The 20,074-nt window shown below is 54.3% G+C and carries 26 protein-coding genes and 3 pseudogenes; 3 read left to right on the top strand and 26 right to left on the bottom strand.

Annotation, left to right across the window (positions count from 1 at the left end; genetic code table 11):
- Nucleotide 1: 1 nt before the first annotated feature.
- From rplE to OZX57_RS02250, 22 genes and pseudogenes are all read right to left on the bottom strand, one after another.
- Nucleotides 2–574 carry a 50S ribosomal protein L5 gene (gene rplE, locus OZX57_RS02355; RefSeq protein WP_277162561.1) on the bottom strand — a complete coding sequence of 191 codons (573 nt, stop codon included), beginning with the start codon at nt 572–574 and terminating at the stop codon, nt 2–4.
- Nucleotides 571–906, bottom strand: coding sequence for a 50S ribosomal protein L24 (gene rplX, locus OZX57_RS02350; protein ID WP_277162560.1), 336 nt, complete (start codon nt 904–906; stop codon nt 571–573). The genes rplE and rplX overlap by 4 nt, the downstream gene beginning before the upstream one ends.
- 1 nt (nt 907) lies before the next feature.
- Nucleotides 908–1,276, bottom strand: coding sequence for a 50S ribosomal protein L14 (gene rplN / locus OZX57_RS02345; protein ID WP_091847708.1), 369 nt, complete (start codon nt 1,274–1,276; stop codon nt 908–910).
- A 71-nt stretch (nt 1,277–1,347) separates the two neighbouring features.
- Nucleotides 1,348–1,614, bottom strand: a complete 267-nt coding sequence (gene rpsQ / locus OZX57_RS02340) for a 30S ribosomal protein S17 (RefSeq protein ID WP_277143842.1) — start codon at nt 1,612–1,614, stop codon at nt 1,348–1,350.
- A gap of 2 nt (nt 1,615–1,616) precedes the next feature.
- The gene (rpmC, locus tag OZX57_RS02335; RefSeq protein WP_277143840.1) at nt 1,617–1,874 is read right to left on the bottom strand and encodes a 50S ribosomal protein L29; all 258 of its coding nucleotides are present in this window, start codon (nt 1,872–1,874) and stop codon (nt 1,617–1,619) included.
- Nucleotides 1,874–2,293 (bottom strand): 50S ribosomal protein L16, encoded by a 420-nt coding sequence (gene rplP, locus OZX57_RS02330; protein ID WP_277143838.1) that lies wholly within the window; start codon nt 2,291–2,293, stop codon nt 1,874–1,876. Before rplP ends, rpmC begins: the two co-directional genes overlap by 1 nt.
- Before the next feature lie 6 nt (nt 2,294–2,299).
- Nucleotides 2,300–3,132: pseudogene (rpsC, locus tag OZX57_RS02325) on the bottom strand (30S ribosomal protein S3).
- Nucleotides 3,133–3,134: 2 nt separating this feature from the next.
- Nucleotides 3,135–3,494: a 50S ribosomal protein L22 gene (rplV, locus tag OZX57_RS02320; protein WP_277143833.1), complete on the bottom strand. Its 360-nt coding sequence runs from the start codon at nt 3,492–3,494 to the stop codon at nt 3,135–3,137.
- Nucleotides 3,495–3,509: 15 nt separating this feature from the next.
- Nucleotides 3,510–3,788: a 30S ribosomal protein S19 gene (rpsS, locus tag OZX57_RS02315; protein WP_091847714.1), complete on the bottom strand. Its 279-nt coding sequence runs from the start codon at nt 3,786–3,788 to the stop codon at nt 3,510–3,512.
- A gap of 14 nt (nt 3,789–3,802) precedes the next feature.
- A complete protein-coding gene (gene rplB / locus OZX57_RS02310) occupies nt 3,803–4,633 on the bottom strand; it encodes a 50S ribosomal protein L2 (protein WP_277162559.1) in 831 nt (276 codons plus the stop codon).
- A gap of 35 nt (nt 4,634–4,668) precedes the next feature.
- The gene (gene rplW, locus OZX57_RS02305) at nt 4,669–4,965 is read right to left on the bottom strand and encodes a 50S ribosomal protein L23 (RefSeq protein ID WP_277143827.1); all 297 of its coding nucleotides are present in this window, start codon (nt 4,963–4,965) and stop codon (nt 4,669–4,671) included.
- 5 nt (nt 4,966–4,970) lie between these two features.
- The gene (gene rplD, locus OZX57_RS02300; protein WP_277162558.1) at nt 4,971–5,630 is read right to left on the bottom strand and encodes a 50S ribosomal protein L4; all 660 of its coding nucleotides are present in this window, start codon (nt 5,628–5,630) and stop codon (nt 4,971–4,973) included.
- A gap of 6 nt (nt 5,631–5,636) precedes the next feature.
- Nucleotides 5,637–6,290, bottom strand: a complete 654-nt coding sequence (gene rplC / locus OZX57_RS02295) for a 50S ribosomal protein L3 (RefSeq protein WP_277162557.1) — start codon at nt 6,288–6,290, stop codon at nt 5,637–5,639.
- A 13-nt stretch (nt 6,291–6,303) separates the two neighbouring features.
- Nucleotides 6,304–6,612, bottom strand: a complete 309-nt coding sequence (rpsJ, locus tag OZX57_RS02290) for a 30S ribosomal protein S10 (protein WP_277143821.1) — start codon at nt 6,610–6,612, stop codon at nt 6,304–6,306.
- A gap of 446 nt (nt 6,613–7,058) precedes the next feature.
- The gene (gene adhE / locus OZX57_RS02285; RefSeq protein ID WP_277162556.1) at nt 7,059–9,806 is read right to left on the bottom strand and encodes a bifunctional acetaldehyde-CoA/alcohol dehydrogenase; all 2,748 of its coding nucleotides are present in this window, start codon (nt 9,804–9,806) and stop codon (nt 7,059–7,061) included.
- Nucleotides 9,807–10,114: 308 nt separating this feature from the next.
- On the bottom strand, nt 10,115–10,513 hold the full coding sequence (locus OZX57_RS02280; RefSeq protein WP_277162910.1) for a VOC family protein: 399 nt from the start codon (nt 10,511–10,513) through the stop codon (nt 10,115–10,117).
- Between the two features lie 173 nt (nt 10,514–10,686).
- The gene (rpsI, locus tag OZX57_RS02275) at nt 10,687–11,178 is read right to left on the bottom strand and encodes a 30S ribosomal protein S9 (RefSeq protein ID WP_277162555.1); all 492 of its coding nucleotides are present in this window, start codon (nt 11,176–11,178) and stop codon (nt 10,687–10,689) included.
- 21 nt (nt 11,179–11,199) lie between these two features.
- Nucleotides 11,200–11,649 (bottom strand): 50S ribosomal protein L13, encoded by a 450-nt coding sequence (gene rplM, locus OZX57_RS02270; protein ID WP_277162554.1) that lies wholly within the window; start codon nt 11,647–11,649, stop codon nt 11,200–11,202.
- A 219-nt stretch (nt 11,650–11,868) separates the two neighbouring features.
- A pseudogene (locus OZX57_RS02265) lies at nt 11,869–12,456 on the bottom strand (AbrB family transcriptional regulator); the annotation flags it as partial.
- Complete coding sequence (locus tag OZX57_RS02260; RefSeq protein ID WP_277162553.1) at nt 12,444–12,695, bottom strand: hypothetical protein; 252 nt, start codon at nt 12,693–12,695, stop codon at nt 12,444–12,446. The gene OZX57_RS02260 and the pseudogene OZX57_RS02265, both read right to left, overlap by 13 nt.
- Nucleotides 12,696–12,765: 70 nt before the next feature.
- Nucleotides 12,766–13,391 (bottom strand): annotated as a pseudogene (locus OZX57_RS02255) (YigZ family protein).
- A 740-nt stretch (nt 13,392–14,131) separates the two neighbouring features.
- Nucleotides 14,132–14,413: a helix-turn-helix transcriptional regulator gene (locus OZX57_RS02250; protein ID WP_277162552.1), complete on the bottom strand. Its 282-nt coding sequence runs from the start codon at nt 14,411–14,413 to the stop codon at nt 14,132–14,134.
- Between the two features lie 106 nt (nt 14,414–14,519).
- Between OZX57_RS02250 and OZX57_RS02245 the strand changes: the two genes are divergently transcribed.
- The 3 genes from OZX57_RS02245 to OZX57_RS02235 all read left to right on the top strand — a co-directional run bounded on the left by OZX57_RS02245 (nt 14,520) and on the right by OZX57_RS02235 (nt 17,056).
- Entirely contained in the window at nt 14,520–15,695 is a 1,176-nt protein-coding gene (locus tag OZX57_RS02245) for a hypothetical protein (RefSeq protein WP_277162551.1), read from the top strand.
- A gap of 244 nt (nt 15,696–15,939) precedes the next feature.
- The gene (locus OZX57_RS02240) at nt 15,940–16,269 is read left to right on the top strand and encodes a hypothetical protein (protein ID WP_277162550.1); all 330 of its coding nucleotides are present in this window, start codon (nt 15,940–15,942) and stop codon (nt 16,267–16,269) included.
- 259 nt (nt 16,270–16,528) lie between these two features.
- Nucleotides 16,529–17,056 carry a hypothetical protein gene (locus OZX57_RS02235; protein WP_277162549.1) on the top strand — a complete coding sequence of 176 codons (528 nt, stop codon included), beginning with the start codon at nt 16,529–16,531 and terminating at the stop codon, nt 17,054–17,056.
- 106 nt (nt 17,057–17,162) lie between these two features.
- Here the strand turns inward: OZX57_RS02235 and OZX57_RS02230 are convergent, their stop codons facing one another.
- From OZX57_RS02230 to OZX57_RS02215, 4 genes are all read right to left on the bottom strand, one after another.
- On the bottom strand, nt 17,163–17,912 hold the full coding sequence (locus tag OZX57_RS02230; protein ID WP_277162548.1) for a Rep family protein: 750 nt from the start codon (nt 17,910–17,912) through the stop codon (nt 17,163–17,165).
- A gap of 182 nt (nt 17,913–18,094) precedes the next feature.
- Nucleotides 18,095–18,874, bottom strand: coding sequence for an FtsK/SpoIIIE domain-containing protein (locus OZX57_RS02225; RefSeq protein ID WP_277162547.1), 780 nt, complete (start codon nt 18,872–18,874; stop codon nt 18,095–18,097).
- A 20-nt stretch (nt 18,875–18,894) separates the two neighbouring features.
- The gene (locus OZX57_RS02220; RefSeq protein WP_277162546.1) at nt 18,895–19,599 is read right to left on the bottom strand and encodes a hypothetical protein; all 705 of its coding nucleotides are present in this window, start codon (nt 19,597–19,599) and stop codon (nt 18,895–18,897) included.
- On the bottom strand, nt 19,596–20,009 hold the full coding sequence (locus tag OZX57_RS02215; protein WP_277162545.1) for a hypothetical protein: 414 nt from the start codon (nt 20,007–20,009) through the stop codon (nt 19,596–19,598). Before OZX57_RS02215 ends, OZX57_RS02220 begins: the two co-directional genes overlap by 4 nt.
- Between the last annotated feature and the right edge of the window lie 65 nt (nt 20,010–20,074).

Here is a 20,074-nt window from a genome sequence, read left to right as displayed (position 1 = left end):
TTCAGTTCTCCTTGAAGGGGAAGCCAAGGTGCTTGAGCAGAGCCCGAGCTTCCTTGTCATCCTTGGTGCTGGTCACCACGGTGATATCCATACCACGCTGATGATCGATCGCATCCGGATCGATCTCGTGGAACATGGACTGCTCGGTGAGACCGAAGTTGTAGTTGCCCTGGCCGTCGAACTGCTTATCGCTGATACCGCGGAAATCGCGGATGCGCGGCAGAGCCAGAACGAGCAGCCTGTCGAGGAACTCCCACATGCGGTCGCCACGAAGCGTCACATAGGCACCGATGGCCTGGCCTTCACGCAGATGGAACTGCGCGACAGACTTCTTGGCCTTGGTGATCTTCGGCTTCTGACCGGTGATCGCGGTGAGATCCTTGACGGCGCCTTCGATGAGCTTGGAGTCGCGAGCTGCGGCACCGACACCCATGGAGACGACGACCTTCTGGACCTTAGCAACCTGCATCGGGTTGGAATGCTTGAATTCCTTCTCGAGCTCAGGCACGATCTTGTCGATGTACTGCTGCTTCAGGCGCGGTGTTGCCGGCGCTTCGACTGTTGTATCGCTCATGCCAGCTCCTTTCCTGATTTCTTGGCGATGCGGGTGCGCACGGTCTTGACCTTGCCGTCTTGGGCCTTGGTCGTGACCTTAACGCCAACGCGAGTCGGTTCCTTGGTCTCCGGGTCGATGACCATCACATTGGAGCGATGAATCGGCGCCTCAACGGAGACAATACCGGACTGCTGACCCTGCTGGGTGGCACGCACGTGCTTCTTGACGATCTGCACGCCCTCAACGATCAGACGATCGTTAGGAAGTACACGGGTGACCTTGCCCTCTTTGCCGCGATCTTTGCCGCGAATGACCTTGACCTGGTCGCCGGTCTTGATCTTGGCTACCATCTCAGATCACCTCCGGGGCGAGGGACACGATCTTCATGAAGCGCTTGTCGCGCAGTTCACGTCCAACCGGTCCGAAGATACGAGTGCCCTTGGGTTCATGGCCGGAGCCAAGAATAACCGCAGCGTTCTCGTCGAACTTGATGTACGAGCCGTCTTTACGACGATGCTCTTTTACCGTACGGACGACAACGGCCTTGACCACGTCGCCCTTCTTGACCGACCCGCCAGGGATCGCGTCCTTGACGGAGGCGACGATCACGTCGCCAATGCCGGCATAGCGTCGCTTCGATCCGCCGAGCACTCGGATGGCCAAGATCTCCTTGGCACCCGTGTTGTCGGCGACATGAAGCCGCGTTTCCTGCTGAATCATTGATTCTCCTTAGCCGCGCTGGTTCTCCCCTGCCACCCGTGAGGGTGAGCAGCGGAGCCTTGCCGAACTTGTTACTTGGCGCGTTCGACGATGGAGTCGAGACGCCAACGCTTGGTCTTGCTCAAAGGCCGAGTTTCCATGATACGCACGAAGTCGCCATTGTGGGCGTCATTGTGCTCGTCATGAACCTTGACCTTACGAGTGGAACGGACGACCTTGCCATACAGGGGGTGGGTCGAACGCTGCTCGAGCTCGACGGTGATGGTCTTGTCCATTGCGTCGGACACGACGTAACCGCTACGAGTCTTGCGGAAGTTGCGCTCTTGCTTTTCAGCCATGCTTACTTCTCCTCAGTCTTCGTGTCGCCCGACTCAGGCTCCTGGCTGATGCCGAGTTCACGTTCACGCAGGACAGTGTACATCCTAGCGATGTCGTGCTTCACGGCCTTGAGCCTAGCGGAATTGTCAAGCTGACCGGTGGCGTTCTGGAAGCGCAGGTTGAAGAGCTCTTCCTTAGACTTCTTGAGGAAGCCTTCGATTTCGTCATTGGTCTTCTCGTTGAGATTCTTGATGCTGTAGTCTGCTGTTCCGACTGCCATCAGATGTCACCGCCTTCACGTGCGATAATGCGGCACTTCATCGGCAGCTTGTCGATGGCGCGGCGAAGGGCTTCCTTCGCGGTTGCCTCATCAACACCGCCGATTTCGAACATCACGCGTCCAGGATGCACATTGGCGATCCAGGACTCCGGGGTGCCCTTGCCGGAACCCATTCGGCTTCCGAGCGCGTGCTTGGTCAAAGGACGATCAGGGAAGATCGTGATCCACACACGACCGCCACGCTTGATGTAGCGGGTCATGGCGATACGAGCAGCCTCAATCTGACGGTTGGAGATGTAGGCAGGGGCCAAAGCCTGAATGCCATAATCGCCGAACGCGATCTCATTGCCGCCCTTGGACATGCCGCGACGCTTCGGACGCTGCTGTTTACGGTACTTAGTCCTCTTTGGGATAAGCATATCTGCTCACTCCTTTGCTTCCGAGGCGGCAGGTGCTGCGGCTGCTGCGGGTTCGGCGGCAGAAGCTTCGACCTGCGGGGCCTTGGCTTCCGGCTTGGAACCACGAGCACCGGAAGGACGACCACCACGACGCGGGCGACGATCGCCGCCACGGCGTCCACGGTTGTTGTCCTGCTGAGCCTGCTGCTCATCGAACTGACGCTCGGTCATATCGCCCTTGTAGATCCAGACCTTCACACCAATACGACCGTAGGTCGTGCTGGCCTCGAAGAATCCATAATCGATAAGAGCACGGAGGGTCTGCAGCGGAACGCGACCTTCACGATAGAACTCGGAACGGCTCATCTCGGCGCCTCCAAGGCGGCCGGAGAGCTTGATGCGGATACCCTTGGCGCCAGCGCGCATCGCGTCCTGCTGAGCCTTACGCATGGCACGACGGAACGTGACACGGTTGGTCAGCTGCTCGGCGATGGACTGAGCAACAAGCTGGGCGTCCAGAGCGGCGTTCTTGACTTCGAAGATGTTGAGCTGAACCTGCTTGCCCGTGATCTTCTCGAGCTTGGCGCGAACACGTTCGGCCTCTGCTCCACGACGGCCGATGACAATGCCCGGACGAGCGGTGTGGATATCCACACGCACGCGGTCACGGGTGCGCTCGATGATGATGCGGGACACGCCTGCACGCTCGAGGTCCTTGTTCATGGCCTTGCGAATCTTATCGTCCTCAAGGACGAAGTCGCTGTAACGCTCACCAGGCTTGTTGGAATCGGAGAACCACTTAGAACGGTGGTCTCAGTGATACCCAGGCGGTAGCCTAACGGATTGATCTTCTGACCCATCTTTAGCGGGCTCCTTCCTTGCTGGCGACAACGACGGTGATGTGGCTGGTGCGCTTGTTGATGCGTCCGGCGCGGCCCTGTGCACGAGCACGGAAACGCTTGAGCGTCACGCCTTCGTCCACATAGGTCTCTTTCACATACAGGTCGTTCTCACGGAACGCCTCGCCGGCCTTGTCGGCCTTGACGCGTGCGTTCGCGGTGGCGCTCTGCAGAACCTTGAGCACTGGCTCAGAGGCGTCCTGCGGGGCGAATTTCAGGATGGTGACGGCTTCGCTCACTTTTTTGCCTCGGATGAGGTCGACCATGCGGCGAGCCTTGCGCGGCGTCACACGGACGTGACGTGCGATTGCTTTAGCTTCCATAATCTTTCTCTTCCTTTAGCGGCGAGCTTTTTTGTCATCATGAACGTGACCACGGAAGGTCTTCGTCGGTGCGAATTCACCGAGCTTGTGGCCAACCATGGACTCGGTCACGAAGACCGGGACATGCTTGCGACCATCGTGCACGGCGAAGGTATGACCGATGAAGTCCGGAGTGATCATCGAACGGCGCGACCACGTCTTGATGACGTTCTTCGTGCCCTTCTCGTTCTGTTCGTCGACTTTCTTCTGTAAATGGGCGTCGACGAAGGGGCCCTTCTTGATGCTACGTGACATCTATTCGACGCTCCTTACTTACGGTTCTTGCCATTAGGACGACGACGGACAATCATCTTGTTCGAAGCCTTCTTCGGACGGCGAGTACGAACTTCGCCCTTGCCCCACGGCGACACTGGCGGCTTACCACCGCGAGTGGTACCACCATGCGGGTGGTCGACCGGGTTCATGGACTCACCACGAGTGATCGGGCGCTTGCCCATCCAACGAGCACGACCAGCCTTACCGAGCTGAATGTTGGCGTGATCGGAATTGCCGACCTCACCGACGGTAGCGCGGCAGCGTGCGTCGACGTTGCGGATTTCTCCGGACGGCATACGCAGCTGGGCGTAAGCGCCGTCCTTGGCGACAAGCTGAACGCCTGCACCTGCGGAGCGTGCGATCTTGGCGCCGCCCAGAGGACGGAGCTCGATGGCGTGAACGATCGTACCGGTGGGGATATTGCGCAGCGGCAGATTGTTGCCGGGCTTGATATCAGCCTTTTCGCCGGTCTCAATGACGTCACCCTGCTTGACACCCTTCGGCGCTACGATGTAGCGCTTCTCGCCATCTGCATAGTGCAGAAGGGCGATGCGGGCGGAGCGGTTCGGATCATATTCGATCTCAGCAACCTTAGCGGGCACGCCGTCCTTGTCCCAACGCTTGAAATCGATGAGACGGTACTGGCGCTTGTGGCCGCCGCCACGATGGCGGGAGGTCACACGGCCGTAAGAGTTACGACCGCCGGTGCTGTTGAGTTTGCGTACCAGCGACTTCTCAGGCGTGGAGCGCGTAAGATCGGAGAAATCCGACACAGACGCGTTGCGGCGGCCCGGAGTCGTCGGCTTATAAACGCGGATAGCCATAATTAGTTCTTCCTTTGACTTTTTCGGCTATTGCTTCAGTTGCCGAAGATGTCGATCGACTGGCCCTCGGCGACCGTGACGATCGCGCGCTTCTGATTGACGCGCTGACCGAATCCGGTACGAGTGCGCTGGCGCTTGCCGGCGCGGTTGAGGGTGTTGACGTTCGTCACCTTGACATTGAAGATTTTTTCGACGGCCTGCTTGATCTGAACCTTATTGGCATCAGGAGCGACCACGAAAGTGTACTGACCACGGTCACCGGCGGCATAGCTCTTTTCAGAGACTACCGGCTTGATGATGACATCGTGGGCGGGATTGTGAATAGCTACCATATCGTTCAGGCCTCCTTGGGCTCAGTCTTGGCAGCGACGAAGGCATCGAAGCCTTCCTTGCTGAAGACGACATACTGAGCGGTAACCACATCGTAGGTGTTGAGCTGATCTGCGAAGAGCACATGCACCGTCGGGATGTTGCGAACGGAAAGCCACTCGTTGAGGTTGTCACGCGAAAGCACGACAGTCGTGAACTCGTTCTGGCTTACCGGGGTGAGCGCTGCGACGGCGGCCTTGGTGGACGGAGTGTCCTTGATGCCAAAGTCGACGACTGCGACGCGACCAGCGTTCGCACGGTTGGAAAGCACATAGCGCAGAGCGCCGGCCTTCATCTTCTTGGGAGTACGCTGGGAGTAGTCGCGCGGCACTGGGCCGTGAGCGACACCACCGTGAACCCACTGAGGAGCGCGAATCGAGCCCTGACGAGCGCGACCGGTGCCCTTCTGCTTCCACGGCTTCTTGCCGCCACCGGAAACAGCTCCACGGTTCTTGACCGCGTGCGTGCCCTGGCGAGCAGCGGCGAGCTGAGCGGTGACCACCTGATGAATCAGCGGAACGTGAGCCTCGACCTCTTCATTGGAGATGCCGAAGATCTCGACCGGCGCCTCAACGGTGCCAGCAGACTTGCCCTTGGCGTCGGTGACATTGAGTGTTACTTTTGCCATGATTTATCAGGCTCCCTTCACAGCCGAGCGAAGCAGAACGATGCCGCCCTTGGGCCCTGGAAGAGCGCCCTTGATGGCGATGATGCCGTTCTCCGTATCGGAGGAAACGACCTCAAGGTTCTGCACGGTGGAAGTGACATGGCCCATACGACCGGCCATACGCTTGCCCTTGAGAATACGGCTCGGCGTAGCGCATGCACCGACTGAGCCGGGGCGACGCTCGTTCTTGTGAGAGCCGTGAGTACGGCGATAGGACTTGAAGCCCCAGCGCTTGATGGTTCCAGCGAAGCCCTTGCCCTTGGTCGTACCGGTGACATCCACAACGGCACCGTCAGCGAACAAGTCAGCGGTCAGTTCCTGACCGGGCTTGAACTCGTCGACGTTGTCCGTACGGACCTCGACCAGATGACGACGCGGGGTAACGCCCGCCTTCGCGAAATGACCAGCCATAGGCTTGGTCACCTTAGTAGGATCAATCTGACCGTAGCCGAGCTGAACGGCCTTGTAGCCGTCGCTCTCTTCGGTCTTGACGCAGGTGACCACGTTAGTGGACACATCTACGAGCGTCACGGGAACGAAGAAACCTTGTTCGTCCCAAACTTGCGACATACCGAGCTTGCGGCCCAGCAGCGCAGAGCGATTTGCTTTCTGCAACGACATGCTTCTCCCCTCCTTACAGCTTGATCTCGATATTGACATCCGCAGGCAAATCGATATGCATCAATGAATCCACGGCCTTGGGGGTCGGGTCCACGATGTCGATGAGGCGCTTATGAGTGCGCATCTCGAATTGCTCGCGAGAATCCTTGTATTTATGAGGAGAACGAATTACCACAAAGACGTTCTTCTCAGTAGGCAGAGGAACCGGGCCCACTACAGTGGCACCCGCGTTCGTGACCGTCTCGACGATTTTCTTCGCCGATTGGTCGATGACCTCATGGTCATAGGACTTAAGCCTGATGCGGATTTTCTGTCCCGCCATTGCCGTCCGCCCTTTCTAGCGATTGTTGACATTACCAACCTATTTTAAGGACACCGGCGCGCACGACCCCCGGGAAAATCCCGTGGCCGAACCACATCAGTGTGCAGCACTACAGCGCCTTCGAGAGGACGGCACCGGACTGCACTCGCTCTTTTTCTTACAATTTGCGAGCCTAAAACAGGCAACTGTTCTATTAAAGCATTCGGGGGCTACTAGAAAAATTCGGGCGTGTCGTTGACATTACTTGGATTTCAACGATTTTGCAGAGTACTTTCATGCAGTTTTTTACTATCAAAAATTTTCGATTTTAGAAAATAATATGATGCTGCAACTTCTCAATCATCTGTAATAAACCATGCAGATATTGCTACAAATACCAATTATGCCTGCCGCTTTGCAACGGCAGGCATAATCATGATGATCTTCAGGCAATTAGACTATCAGTTTTACTTCACTTCGGTCTCATCAACGGAGGTCGTCTCTTCACGCTCAAGACGGCGGGCGTGCCCCTCAGCTTGCGAGACACCGTAGTAGGCGGCGATGGCGATGTCCTTCATATCTTCGATCTGCGGGATACGCGGGTTTGCAGGGGTGCACTGGTCCTCATAGGCGCGCATGCCGATCTGGTCGAGAATGCTCCAGAAATAGTTCTCGTCGACACCGCACTGTTGGAAGCTGGAATCCATACCGAGCTTGTTGTCGCGGTAATCCTCAACCGCAAGCGCAAGGTTTTCGACACCTTCTTCCGGAGTTTTACCCGGATCGATGCCAAGCACGCGAGCGAATTCCTGATAACGCTCAGGGGCAACGTACTTGTTGTACTTCGGCCAGCTGGTCGGCTCCTGCGGAATCGAGCCATTGTAACGGATGATATAAGGCAGAAGAATCGCATTGGTATGGCCGTGGGCCACGTCGCACAGCGCACCGATGGTGTGGGCCATGCCGTGGCACATCCCAAGGAACGCTGAACCGAACGCCATGCCGGCCATTGTAGCGGCGTTGTGCATCTTCTCCTGTGCCGCCTGCTTGACTTCACCGGGTTCGGCACGAACCGAGGTCTCGAGATTATCCCAAATGAGCTTGGCGGCGTGCAAGGCCATACCGTCGGTGAAATCGTTGGCATAGACGGAGACATAAGACTCCATGCAGTGCGTGAGCGCATCGAAGCCAGTGTTGCTGGCCAACGTTGGCGGCTGAGTACGAGCCAGGACTGGGTCGACTATGGCGACCGACGGGGTGAGCGCATAGTCGGTGATCGGGTACTTGTAGCCGGTCTTGTGGTCGGTAATCACCGCGAAAGGTGTGACTTCAGAGCCAGTGCCGGACGACGTCGGGATGCAGACCAGCTTGGCTTTGCTTCCGAGCGGCGGGATGCGGAAGGCGCGCTTGCGGATGTCGAAGAACTTCTCGCGCACATCATCGAAGGAGATCTCCGGGTGTTCGTAGAGCAGCCACATGATCTTGGCCGCGTCCATCGGCGAGCCACCGCCCACTGCGATGATCGTGTCAGGGCGGAACTCGTCGCGCATCATGGCTGCACCACGCTCAACGGTTTCGACGGACGGTTCGGGCTCGATGTAATCGATGGTGCGGAACGTGACCGGCTCGGGGCGGCTGCGCAACTGGTCGATGACCTTGTCGACGATGCCGAGCTGTTCCATGACCTTGTCGCAGACAATGACCACACGGCGGATGTTGTACATATCGTGCAGGTAACGGATGGCGTTGGGCTCGAAATAGGTCTTCGGCGGGACTTTGAACCATTGCATATTGTTGTTCCTTCGAGCGATGCGCTTGATGTTCAGCAGATTGACGGCCTGAACGTTGCCAGAGACGGAATTGCCGCCGTAGGAGCCGCAGCCAAGCGTCAGGGATGGAGCGATGGCGTTGTAGATGTCACCAATGCCGCCAAGCGCCGAAGGTTGGTTCCAGATGATACGGCAGGCGTGCATGCGTAGGCCATAACGCTTCACGAGATCCTCATCATCGGAGTGGATGACAGCGGTGTGGCCGGCACCGAATTTGAGCATGCCTTCGCACATCTTGAAGCCTTGCTCTTCGGTTTCAAAGCGCAGCATGGCATGGACGGGACAAAGCTTTTCGAGTGTGAGTGGCTCCCGCTCCCCCACCTCTTTGCATTCGGCCACCAGAATCGTGGCATCGTCTGGGACGGTAAAGCCAGCCTCGTGAGCGATATACTGCGGGGATTTTCCTGGAACGACGGAGTTGAGCTTCGGTTTGCCGCCGGAATAGGCGGTGCAGCCGAACATGTACTGCTCGAGCTTGGCCTTCTCATCGGCATTGACAAAGTAGGCTTTGCGACGTTTCAGTTCGTCGGCGAGAGCGTCGTAGATGTCGGTGTGGGCGATGATGGCTTGTTCGGTGGCGCAGATCATGCCGTAATCGAAGTGCTTGGAGAGTACCAGATCGTTGGCCACACGCTTCACATCAACATTGGTGTCGACGTATGCCGGAGCATTGCCCGCGCCAACGCCCAGAGCGGGCTTGCCGGAGGAATAAGCGGCCTTGACCATGCCAGGACCTCCCGTGGCAAGAATCGTGGCCACATCCGGATGGGTCATCAACATGTCCGTAGCCTCGATGGAAGGATGCTCAATCCACTGGATGCAGTCTTTAGGAGCACCAGCAGCAACCGCAGCGTCTCGTACGATGCGTGCGGCCTCAACCGAGGACTTCTGCGCGAAAGGATGGAAACCGAAGACGATCGGGCAACGAGTCTTCAGTGCTATCAGCGACTTGAAAATCGCGGTGGATGTCGGGTTGGTGACGGGCGTGACGCCGGCAATCACACCGACCGGTTCAGCCACCTCATCGATGCCCGCCACGTCGTCGGAGCGGATGATACCCACCGTCTTCTGCCCCGCCAAATAGTGGGTGACGTGCTCACAAGCGAAGATGTTCTTGGTGGCCTTGTCTTCCACCAAGCCACGGCCGGTCTCTTTGACGGCCATATCCGCAAGCACCAAGTGCTTGTTGAGCGCCGCAATCGAAGCCTTCGCCACAATGCGGTCGACCTGCTCCTGATTGAGCTTCTCAAATTGGTTCAGCGCCTCGACTCCACGGGCGACCAGTTGGTCCACCTCTCGCTTGACGTCAGACTTTGCGCTCGTCACTTGCTTCGTTGTAGGTTTCGTAACAGGTGAAGTCCCGGCACCCTTAGGTTGTGCAGTCATGACTCCCCTTTCTGCTGGCAATCGTGTTCGTATCACACATCACTTCTGTAATGTGAGTCACATCACAATATAACCGAAGAACGCTACGTTTCTTGTTTTGTTTTAGCCTGATGTATTACTGTGCACATTATGTTTGGTTCATCTACCGTAAACGCACAAATTTGTTTCCTTTTTGTGCGCTAAATGGCTCTAGTTTGTTCAAGTACACAAAAGTGAACATTTTCCATGAGATATAAGGGATTTTTGTTAGCGCTAACGGAAATATAGAAAATAAACGAAGGTAATCTGATCTTGTTTTCCCTTGAGCCTCAGACGATCTGGCAGAACTCGATGGTCTCACGGTTCGGACCGTAGACATTGAAGTAGCGGATGCCATTATCCCAGAAGGTAGGGATGGACTGAATCTCCTTGTCCTTCAACTCAAGCCCCAGTGCCTTGGCATTTTCGAATGCGGCTTCGATATCTGGGGTATCCAACGCCCAGTGGTTGATGGCGCCGTCCTTCATCGCTACCGGATCACCCTCCCAAGTCTCGATGGTGAGGTGGCCATAACGCAGGAACGCGCAACGATTCTTGCCGTTCGGGAACAAGCCTACGAGCTCAAAACCGAGTTTCTTGGTATAGAACTCGATGGTTTCGTCCAAATTCTTGGCAGGCATGCCGGAATGCTGAAAATCTGTGGTGAAATCGGACATTGACTTCATAATCGCCCCTTTGAGGTTATTAAGTGATGTAAGACCGAATCTACTTGTCGACCTTGACCACCGGCCATAAACATCCCATCAGCAGATTCTTTGTCGAAATCTTGCCTGAATGAACCCTGATATACAAAAACCTCCCGAATCCGCAAAGATCCGAGAGGTTTGAGAAACGATAAAAATCAACGCTTCGAGAACTGAGGTGCACGACGTGCCTTGTGCAGACCTGCCTTCTTGCGCTCCACGACGCGGGCGTCGCGAGTGAGGAAGCCGGCCTTCTTGAGCGCGGCACGGTTGGCGTCGCGATCGATGGCGTTCAGTGCACGAGCCACGCCGAGGCGGATGGCGCCTGCCTGACCGGTGGTGCCGCCGCCCTCAACGAGGACGATGATATCGAACTTGTTCTCAAGCTTCAGCAGAACGATCGGGGAGTTGACCTCACGCTGCTGCAGACGGGAGGGGAAGAACTCCTCCAGGGTGCGGCCGTTGATGGTCCACTTGCCGGAACCGGGAACCAAACGCACGCGGGCGATGGCTTCCTTACGGCGACCCGTGCCGTAGCCCGGGGCAATCGTGGAAGCACCAGTGCCAGCACCGGTGTTGGTTTCAGTGGTAAATGAAGTAAGTTCCTCTTCGGTCTCTTGAACCGCGGAGTTATTGGTATTTTCAGCCATGATTCGTTATCTCCTCTCGGTTCACTTGGCCTGCTGCGAAACCGCAGCGATCTCAATCGGCTGGGGCTTCTGCGGGGTGTGCGGGTGATCGGGACCAGCGAAAATGTGGAGACGATCGAGCTCGACCTTGGACAGACGGTTCTTCGGCATCATGCCCTTGACCGCTTCGCGAATGATGCGCTCAGGATTGTGCTTGAGCAAATCGGCGTAGCTGTCGGCACGAAGGCCGCCGGGACGACCGGAGTGCTTATAAAGCACCTTGTCCATCTTCTTGCCAGTCAACGCAATCTTTTCGGCGTTGATGATGATCACGTGATCGCCCAGATCGGCGTTCGGAGCGAAGGTCGGCTTGTTCTTGCCGCGCAGCAAAAGCGCTGCCCTGGTCGCAAGCTTGCCCAGCACCACGTCGGTGGCGTCAATGATGTACCAGTCGTGAGTCAGATCAGCTGGCTTCGGTGTGAAAGTTTTCACGAGTGTACCTTTTTCTTTATATTGTGTTCCCGGCCAAATCGGCAAAACCTTACGATGATGCCTTTCCGACCGCTTTATCCGTGGGCTCCCTGAAAGTCCTAGTGCGAGTGGGAAAGCGCTTTGAAGGACCCCTCTAGGGAAACACAACAACTCACCATTGTACTTAAGCCCCTGACTAACTGCAACACGACAAAATCAGGGTGCGTGGCAGGCAGATAACTACTGCGCAAGCCGAATGGCCGCAGCATTCTGAACATCGCTTGCCTCATCCTTGGCGAGCCGGCCCAGCGTAGCCTGGGAACAGCTGGGATTGAGCGCGACAGCACGGCGCACCATCGCTGCCAAAACGGCAGGGGCTTTGGGCTCGGATTCAACACCAAGCTTGGCGAGGAAATCAAGCGTATCAGCCGAAGTCTCGGCGTCTTCCGCACCCTCAAGACGCATCTTCCAAGAGGTCTGCGGGTTGCGCAGCGCGGCCTCACGCACCTTGCCTGACTTGTCCTTGGTGAGCCTGCCCACCAACCAGTTCTTGTCATCCGGGTTGGCCGCCACGGCGGCGCGCACTTCGTCGTTTTCGTCTTCGGAAAGCTTGACGAGGATGTTCGGGAACGGCATGGTAGAAGCCAAAAAGATACGATCCTCCAGCGGTGTGTGCTGATTGCCGGCCACAGCCTCGAGCAATGCGGTGGATCGGGAGAAGGCCGCCTGATTCTCTTTGGGCGGCAATGGCTCACGGGCGAAATGGCTAAGCTCTGCGGAATCTTCGGAATGACGCAGCTCCTCATAGGTGTCCGTCAACGGTTCGAAATTGGCATCGGCACCCTGAGACTCCCCGTCTCTGAGTCACCGGATTGTTGAGAATCCTGTTCCGCAGCCTTCTCTTCTGAGGCTTTAACATCGCTGGAATTATCGCTCGTCTCAGTGTCGTTATCATCGTTATCGGCGGTTTGCGCTGATTGAGTCTGCTCGGTAGATACCTCGGATTCCGCATTTTGAGACGCTTCATCCTGACGCTGTTCCGTGTCGTCTTGTTCCATTTCGCTCATGACCTCAGCTTAACGCGAGGCTGAGAGCCGATGATTGAGAGGGACAGACGCAATAGGGCAAAAGACAGCGCTAGTTCTGGAGGCGAGACAATCGTGCACGAGCATTAAACGCTTCACAAACCTGTTCTTCGAATCTCTCGGCTCTTACTTGTGGAACAGAGAACCGTACGGCAACCCGATCCGTGAAATCGCGATGTTCCTCTTGCCCGTCAACACTGGCCAAAAGCTGTTCGAAACGGCCGAGCCACGAATACTCAAGTACAACTTTATAGCGTTGCATCGGCACAATTCCGATGATATCGGCCGTTTTCACCGACATCGATGCAGCTGTGGAATACGCGCGGATAAGACCGCCGGAGCCCAAAAGAATGCCTCCGAAATAACGGGTGACGGTGATGACGCAGTCGGTGAGCTTGCCCATGCGAATCACGTCGAGAATCGGCTTGCCGGCCGTGCCGCTCGGCTCGCCGTCATCGCTCATCCGCTCCTTGGCCGCTCCTTGCGCAGCGCCGAGAATCGCAGCAAAGGCGACGTGCCGCGCCTTCGGATGCTGATCGCGGATGGATTGCACGAACGCAAGCGCTTCATCAAGAGTCTCGATATGGCAGGCATCACCGATGAATTCGGATTTTTCTCGATGAACGAATCATGAGCGGGTGTTTCGGCGGTGTTGGTAATCGTCGAGAACCCCTCGATGGTACCGTTCTGTCCGCTGCCTATGCCCACTGGTTTGTCTCCTCGCGTCGACCTTGAAACTTTTTCATAGTCGCTTTACGTCTCAATAATCTTATAATCCTGAGACCGGATACATGCAACATTCTCATGTTTTGCTGCCGAAGCTCGTGACGAACTGGCTATAGTGCTTTTGTTCTTTTGCCCTCACGCCAGCCTTCATGCCATCTCGAAAGGTATATCCAGGCCATTCTGAATTGACTCAACGTAAAAATATTCTCTTAAAATTTCAAAGCTTGAGACGCAAGAGAAATTGAAATCATATCTTATTTAAACTTGCATCCAAGGAGCAAGGGACAAGGATGTTCCTCACTCCTCATACATGCATCGATTGCAGCCATAACCATGTCCGGAACGGGTCTATGAGTTTGCAACCAATCGCCAACAATTCGTGCATTCAAACGGAACCTCAAACGCAACCTGACGCGATTTATTTCAGCCGCGTATGACCGATTCACGGCCGCAACACGTCAAACGGCACGGTCGCCCGAGCATTCCTAAAGCGTTGAAAACATTGAGAAGAGAACAAAAAGGTTTCCCGGAAAATCCGGGAAACCTTAAAAGCGGAGCCGGAGAGATTCCGACTATCAAAGAGCTTTCCCTTTATTTCCAACGTTTGTAATCAGCACAACCTGATTGCGTACCACATTACGTACCATATTATCGACATAACCCAAGACGTTATGACACGTCCAGCGACGCAATTATCGACTTCGCAAATCAGGCCAAGGCTGTGCAAGCAAGTCCGTGATTTTGAGGTCAAGCACTTCGGCAATGGCTATAAGCGACTTGATGGTCGGGTTGGATACGGGGTCATTGCGGTAACCACCGCCCTCGATACGCTGGTACTGGACTTTCGACATGTGGGCATCATAGGCAACACGTTCCTGACTCCATTTCCGCCGTTCCCGCTCTTTCTGCAATTGCAGGCCTATCTTGCGGGAATATTCTTCCCACGTCATGTCATCAGAGATTTTCGCGCTCATGATTCCAGCAAAGCGCCTGACTACATATATGTGGCCCATATATGTAGTCTTTTCGTTGTATGATGATACTGTGCAATACATGGGTGAGCGTAAGGGAGCAACGAAGATGGATAATCCCCAAAAAGACGAAGCGAGGGAAGACGCTGAGACTTCCAAAGACTCCGCTGAAGAAGCCAAGCCGAAAAAGAAGCACGGCCGAAAGTTCTATACGCTGGTTGCCGCGATAGCCGCTTTGGTGGTCGTGGGAGGCTATTCAGGTGTGGCCTATGCGTCCGACAGCCAGTACAACGGCAGCGTGAACGATTCCGAACAGGCCTCTGAATCGTTTATCAATGAGTATAACAAGGCGCAGAAGCTCGTGAAGGATGTGAAGCCGGGGCAGGTGGCGGACGCGAATACCATCACCAACCTGCAAAGCGAGCTGAAGGCGTCCAAGAGCAAGACCGAGGAAACACCATCAATTTCGCCTAATGGCATGCTTGTGTGGGAGACCACGAAGGCCAAGGGTATTCAGAAGGACTACACGGAAAAGGTTAACACGGAGACCAAGAAGCTTTCCGACCTTGAAGGCAAGGTGACCGGTTCGCAGCTTGACAAGGCGAAGAGCGATTTGAAGGCTGACATCACGAATGCTCAGAACCTTTATAATTCGACTGAGGGTCAGGTGGCGGATGCGAGCACCCGTGACGCCCTGAAGAAGGGTATTGACAGTGCGAACAAGCTGTTCTCCGAGTTGAAGAACAAAGGCACGAAAGAGGCGCAGCAGGTTATAAAGGACCTCCACATAAAGACCACTACCCCGTCCGATTGGGTTAAGAAGTTCACCGATGCGAAGTCGAAGCTTGACGCAGCCCAGAAGGCAGTAACCGATTCCCAAGCCGCAAAGCAGCAGTCTGACGCAGCCGCTCAGCAGGCAGCAGACCAGTCCGCTCAGGACGCTCAATCCCAGCAGCAGGCGGCTCAATCTCAGGGTGGTTCCTCGCAGGGTTCCACCAGTGGGTATTCGGCTTCATCCCGTAATGGTGGTTCCTCACGGGGTGGCGGCAACCGTTACAGTGCCCCGAGCCGTGGCAATGGTTCCTCAGCTCCGCACTACAGTGCCCCAGCTCCGAGCCATTCTCAGGCTCCGAGTGCTCCTCACTACAGTGCCCCAAATGTTCCGAGTCACTCATCTCCAGCTCCCTCAGCTCCTTCCAACAACGGCGGTGCTTCAGGAGTGTTTGGACCTTCTACTCCAGGTGACTTGAATCAGCATGATTGGGTTCCAATTAATGTTGGTTGATTAAATAATTAATAAAGTCTCCTCAGAAATGAGGAGGCTTTATTGTATCTTGTATTTTTTGTGGTATGCCTCTGAACCTTCTAATATGGTGCTTTAGACCGTGGATGTCGCCTTATAGGTAGTTCTGTATGTCCTGTGGTCTCTCTTATGTCACACGTTCGAATACATGCTGATTTGCCTTTGATGACTCATTGTTGATTCCTTTGTTTGTAATTGTATTTTATTTTTCCTTTGGAGGCGTGTTATGACCTGTTATGCAGTAGAGGGTATTAAGCATGATGTTGATAATGTCTGCAATCAGTTGCGATTCGGTGATTATGTTGGAGGTATTTTCAATACGAAGATTTATGCTTTTACTAATGCCAAGGAGCGAAGCGCGTGGGTCGACGGTAACAATGAGTTCAATAGGAAAATGTGCAACATGGTATTTGCCAGACGAGTGAATAAGGATGAAGCCAAGACTTGGCTTGTGAGGGCTTTGACTGGGGTAGGTAATGGTGATGCTGATTATCTGAACTCGCTGGGTTGTGAAGACCTGTATGAAAGATATTTGTTTGTAGCGACCAGCTTTTAGTGCTTTAGCCATCGGTTGTAAGGTCATCCGTTTTGTGTCGTGGTTTTGTCCGATTGGAGTGGCGATGTCTGTCAGGAATTTCTATTGGTTTGATTGTAATCATATCGGTTATGGGACGCCGGAATTTTCACAAACATTTACGGATGACCAGATGAGGACTTTTGTCTGAAAAACAAGCATTGAAGCCCGTTAGATAAATCTGCTCATATGAATCTATAATGGTCTTGCGAATCAAAGTAGATTACCCAAAGGAGCGGAAATGGAACAGGATACCATCGTCTTCAAAGCCGGCAGCCAAGATGGAATAGATGAAGAAGGCAAAGAAGTGATTTACTCGCCTCTTGGAACCATGTGGCAGCTTTTCAACACAGCCTCTTCCCATGAGGGAACAGTGCTGTTCAAAACCCCTTACGCGATTTCCAAAAACAGTTGTCAAGAAGGAATGCAGCTTGTTCTGATTAGTCACGAAGGCGGCAACAACTATCCCGCTTTGGTCGGCGTCATCAACAAGCTCGGAGGAAAATATCCGGACGAATGGAACAACAAAAACGGCCAGTATTTTCAACCTGCGAAGTGTTTCGAGACCTTCAGCGCGACTACATGCATTGAGCTGAAGAACGTGAGACTCGTATCCAATTTCGACGTCGAGAACTACGCATATTGTCCGAAGTCCGGAGACGGGCAGAACGCGAGTGGCCTGCGCGAGGGCGACAGCCTGAAAGAAGCCTTGAAGAGGTGGGAAGGCAGCGAAACAAACCGCGTGTACTTCAAGAGAATTTCAGACTGACCCTAAACCGATAGGCGTTAGGACAAAGCAATTCCAGAAATAACTAAAAACATACCCCAATCCGGCATGAAACCGAATTGGGGTATGTTTTGTATATTTTGAGTTATCACCTTTCCTTTTCGTCCCCAAGAATGTCATCCACGGTAATCTGGGTCAACCCGTACTTGGAATAGTCCGGCTCCCCACTGTTCGTAGCCCTGTTGCCTCGAATGGTATCCTTATGCGATTCTTCGGGCCTCCTGTTCCGGTTTGCCGGTACAGGCATCTCGGCATTCATACTTTGCCGTCTGGCACGGTCGATAAGGATTTCCTTGCAGAAGTACGTGTTGTGAACGATGAAACCGACAAGGTCGGGGCGTTCATCACGCGCGGCCTTCAGCAAGGGAATATAGCCGTTGATGCCAAGACGCTCAACCAAGTCCAGCACGTCGGTTCCTTCCGAGGATTTCCGGTCTTCCGAGCTTTTCGACATCTCTTCATAATTCGCGCCGCCGAACTCCAGAACATCTTCCGGCAGGTATTGAAATTTCTCAGGCCAGCCATCATGAATAAGATATTTGGCGTACATGTCGGGATGAACCAAAGCCTCGACATGCTTCGTGCCGCCGATTTTCTCAGCGAAGCTGCACATCTTCCTCATCGTCGTAGCAGCACCGTAATCCACGAGGATATGGTAATGGGCTTTCTTCAGTTCCCCGCCCTTGCGCTTCTCAGGGTCATCGGACAAATCCCGGTCATGCAGAATGGCCAGCGCCTTCACCCCTGAAAGCTCCAATTGTTCCTTCCAATCCTTCGGCATCGACTCCGGATAAGCCAGAAAGCTGAAGAACCTGTGTTTCTGATACGTATTCGTCATTGTTAATGGTCTCTTCTAAAATATCCTCGACAACGATAACCGCCGCAGGAACATCAAAACGGGTACTTTTGCGGGTTCCACTTCAATGTTCCCACAGCGATTCATTGTTCAATCTTCTATCTATATAAAGTCGTAGTAGGGGGCGGCGCGGCGCTTCGCGCCGCTTTGCCCCCGCTGCCGCTTCATACCCCATGAGCAAGCACAGCCTCCACATATTTGTGGTATGAGAGGTCTTTTCCTCTGAATGCGGTCGGAGGTTTGCCAGGCACACTATAGACACCGACACCGGGTCTTGCATCCGCAAGCAACGCCTTGTTCCGTTCATCCAGACCGGGCAAAACCATCCGTATGCCCTCAGCATCGCTTTTGAGGACGAATCTGGCCGCTATCTGGCTACGTGCCGGGCCACCGAGTATTTCGGCGTCCGGGCGCTGCATAGACACGACTACGCGTATCCCGCACTTTGCTCCACCCGCCAACAGTTCCAATAGCAAGGCTTTGATTCGAGCCTCGTTTTTGCCTTTCGGCGAAGAACTCGCGTCTTGGGCCTTGGCCATTTGGGAAAGCATCAGTTCCTCTTCCATGAACACGATGAGCAGCGGGCGTTCGGGAGTGAAGGCCGTGAGCTTGTCGATGCCATGTTCGAGCAGCCATTTGAGACGCTCTTGCATGACGCCAACGCACCATTCCAGCACCTTGACATGCTCGGCGGCATCACCGCCCAAAGCCACCTGTTTCTCGCCTCTTTGCCTAAACGGGGCAAGAAGCAGGGAGCTGGGGTCAGAACCGACCACACGTACATGTGGCATTTGGCTGAGATTTCCTAGCAGAACATAGGCAAGGGCGGTTTTTCCGGAACGTGTCAGTCCAGTGATGGACAAGTGGCTGGCAGTCTTGGCAAAATCATGTGTCAATGACCTGTTCCATTCATCCACACCGAACGTGACACGTGCCGAATCCATCGGGCAATACCATTGCCCGGTCATTGCGCCCAGTCCGCACGTTGACTCGTATGTAACTCGATGTAGACTTTCTGGCCTGATATCCGAGGTTCTTCGAACTCGAAGCCGAAAACGTTGACACCATAGGTTTCCAACGCCTCGCTGATTTCCGAGGTGGTAATCGGTGGTACCGCAGTCAGAGAAACCAGCAGCGAGTCCTCGCTCTTGCCATCGGCAACTTGAATGTATGGAATGACATGCGAATCGAGATACTTTTGGCGGTCAAGGTTCGTCTGCATCAGAATCTTTTGAGCGGGAACAGTCTGCTGCTCGATGTTGTATTCCGCCTGCCTGTATCCCAGTTCAAAATTCGCTTTTACATCAGGGGCAGGGGAACATTCTTTGGACAATCCGATACGTTCCGGTATCGTTCCATTTTTCCAGTTCCACACTATATTTTGTTTAAGTTGCGAGTTGGGGTCGTTTTGGACATTGTTTTCACTTCCAACGTTGTTCTTCTTGTTGTCCTTCAGCAACTTGTCATGCAGCCATGTCACATGTAGCGGCAGGTATATTGCTATGCAGAACCAAGCCGTCGCCGCAAAGAACAGAACCGGTCTCCATGGCAGCGATTTCACCCCTCTCCACAGCAGGAAAATTTCGATGCCTGCGCATATCAGGAGATAGAGAAAATGCCTCCAATAAATCGTAATCAGGTTTTCAAGCCAATCTGGAAAGTTGTTCATCGTGCATCCTCCTCAATCGAAGCGAGACCCAGACCCACATAATCAAGTGTCTCCAAAAAGAGCCTCTTTATTTCTTGGTTTCCATACCGCACACTCAGATACGTGTAGGGCTTGCCTTCACGTGAAACAGCATTCTCCTTCACCCCAGTGAATCGGACGGTTGCCCCGCCATCCAGCCCTAAGGCCTTCATAGATAATGGAGATAAGTAAAGTCGGGCGACATCTTCGCCGGTCTCCTCCGTTTTCAATTGCACATATTTATAGGGTCTGTTGGCCTTTGAGATTCCTTCGGCCATAACCCCAGTCAATGCGACTGACTTCTTGATATTCGTTTCCGTTACCATTTTCATTTCCTTTTCTTTGTTTTGGTTCTTGTTTTTGGCTGTCAAATCGGTTCCGTTTACTTGCATTGCTAGCTCCTTTCCATCTGCATTCCGATTTTTCGTAACCGTCATTTATTTCTTGTAATTGTTGA

The sequence above is a fragment of the Bifidobacterium sp. ESL0682 genome, assembly GCF_029392815.1.
Lineage (GTDB): Bacteria > Actinomycetota > Actinomycetes > Actinomycetales > Bifidobacteriaceae > Bifidobacterium.
The sequence above is the reverse complement of the archived record's forward strand: the minus strand, read 5'-3'. Positions and strand labels throughout refer to the sequence as shown.

Excerpts from the sequence above, each read along its gene's own strand:
- rplE (WP_277162561.1), bottom strand. The coding sequence starts at position 574 with ATGAGCGATACAACAGTCGAAGCGCCGGCAACACCGCGCCTGAAGCAG.
- rplX (WP_277162560.1), bottom strand. The coding sequence starts at position 906 with ATGGTAGCCAAGATCAAGACCGGCGACCAGGTCAAGGTCATTCGCGGC.
- rplN (WP_091847708.1), bottom strand. The coding sequence starts at position 1,276 with ATGATTCAGCAGGAAACGCGGCTTCATGTCGCCGACAACACGGGTGCC.
- rpsQ (WP_277143842.1), bottom strand. The coding sequence starts at position 1,614 with ATGGCTGAAAAGCAAGAGCGCAACTTCCGCAAGACTCGTAGCGGTTAC.
- rpmC (WP_277143840.1), bottom strand. The coding sequence starts at position 1,874 with ATGGCAGTCGGAACAGCAGACTACAGCATCAAGAATCTCAACGAGAAG.
- rplP (WP_277143838.1), bottom strand. The coding sequence starts at position 2,293 with ATGCTTATCCCAAAGAGGACTAAGTACCGTAAACAGCAGCGTCCGAAG.
- rplV (WP_277143833.1), bottom strand. The coding sequence starts at position 3,494 with ATGGAAGCTAAAGCAATCGCACGTCACGTCCGTGTGACGCCGCGCAAG.
- rpsS (WP_091847714.1), bottom strand. The coding sequence starts at position 3,788 with ATGTCACGTAGCATCAAGAAGGGCCCCTTCGTCGACGCCCATTTACAG.
- rplB (WP_277162559.1), bottom strand. The coding sequence starts at position 4,633 with ATGGCTATCCGCGTTTATAAGCCGACGACTCCGGGCCGCCGCAACGCG.
- rplW (WP_277143827.1), bottom strand. The coding sequence starts at position 4,965 with ATGGTAGCTATTCACAATCCCGCCCACGATGTCATCATCAAGCCGGTA.
- rplD (WP_277162558.1), bottom strand. The coding sequence starts at position 5,630 with ATGGCAAAAGTAACACTCAATGTCACCGACGCCAAGGGCAAGTCTGCT.
- rplC (WP_277162557.1), bottom strand. The coding sequence starts at position 6,290 with ATGTCGTTGCAGAAAGCAAATCGCTCTGCGCTGCTGGGCCGCAAGCTC.
- rpsJ (WP_277143821.1), bottom strand. The coding sequence starts at position 6,612 with ATGGCGGGACAGAAAATCCGCATCAGGCTTAAGTCCTATGACCATGAG.
- adhE (WP_277162556.1), bottom strand. The coding sequence starts at position 9,806 with ATGACTGCACAACCTAAGGGTGCCGGGACTTCACCTGTTACGAAACCT.
- rpsI (WP_277162555.1), bottom strand. The coding sequence starts at position 11,178 with ATGGCTGAAAATACCAATAACTCCGCGGTTCAAGAGACCGAAGAGGAA.
- OZX57_RS02260 (WP_277162553.1), bottom strand. The coding sequence starts at position 12,695 with ATGAGCGAAATGGAACAAGACGACACGGAACAGCGTCAGGATGAAGCG.
- OZX57_RS02250 (WP_277162552.1), bottom strand. The coding sequence starts at position 14,413 with ATGAGCGCGAAAATCTCTGATGACATGACGTGGGAAGAATATTCCCGC.
- OZX57_RS02245 (WP_277162551.1), top strand. The coding sequence starts at position 14,520 with ATGGATAATCCCCAAAAAGACGAAGCGAGGGAAGACGCTGAGACTTCC.
- OZX57_RS02240 (WP_277162550.1), top strand. The coding sequence starts at position 15,940 with ATGACCTGTTATGCAGTAGAGGGTATTAAGCATGATGTTGATAATGTC.
- OZX57_RS02235 (WP_277162549.1), top strand. The coding sequence starts at position 16,529 with ATGGAACAGGATACCATCGTCTTCAAAGCCGGCAGCCAAGATGGAATA.
- OZX57_RS02230 (WP_277162548.1), bottom strand. The coding sequence starts at position 17,912 with ATGACGAATACGTATCAGAAACACAGGTTCTTCAGCTTTCTGGCTTAT.
- OZX57_RS02225 (WP_277162547.1), bottom strand. The coding sequence starts at position 18,874 with ATGGATTCGGCACGTGTCACGTTCGGTGTGGATGAATGGAACAGGTCA.
- OZX57_RS02220 (WP_277162546.1), bottom strand. The coding sequence starts at position 19,599 with ATGAACAACTTTCCAGATTGGCTTGAAAACCTGATTACGATTTATTGG.
- OZX57_RS02215 (WP_277162545.1), bottom strand. The coding sequence starts at position 20,009 with ATGCAAGTAAACGGAACCGATTTGACAGCCAAAAACAAGAACCAAAAC.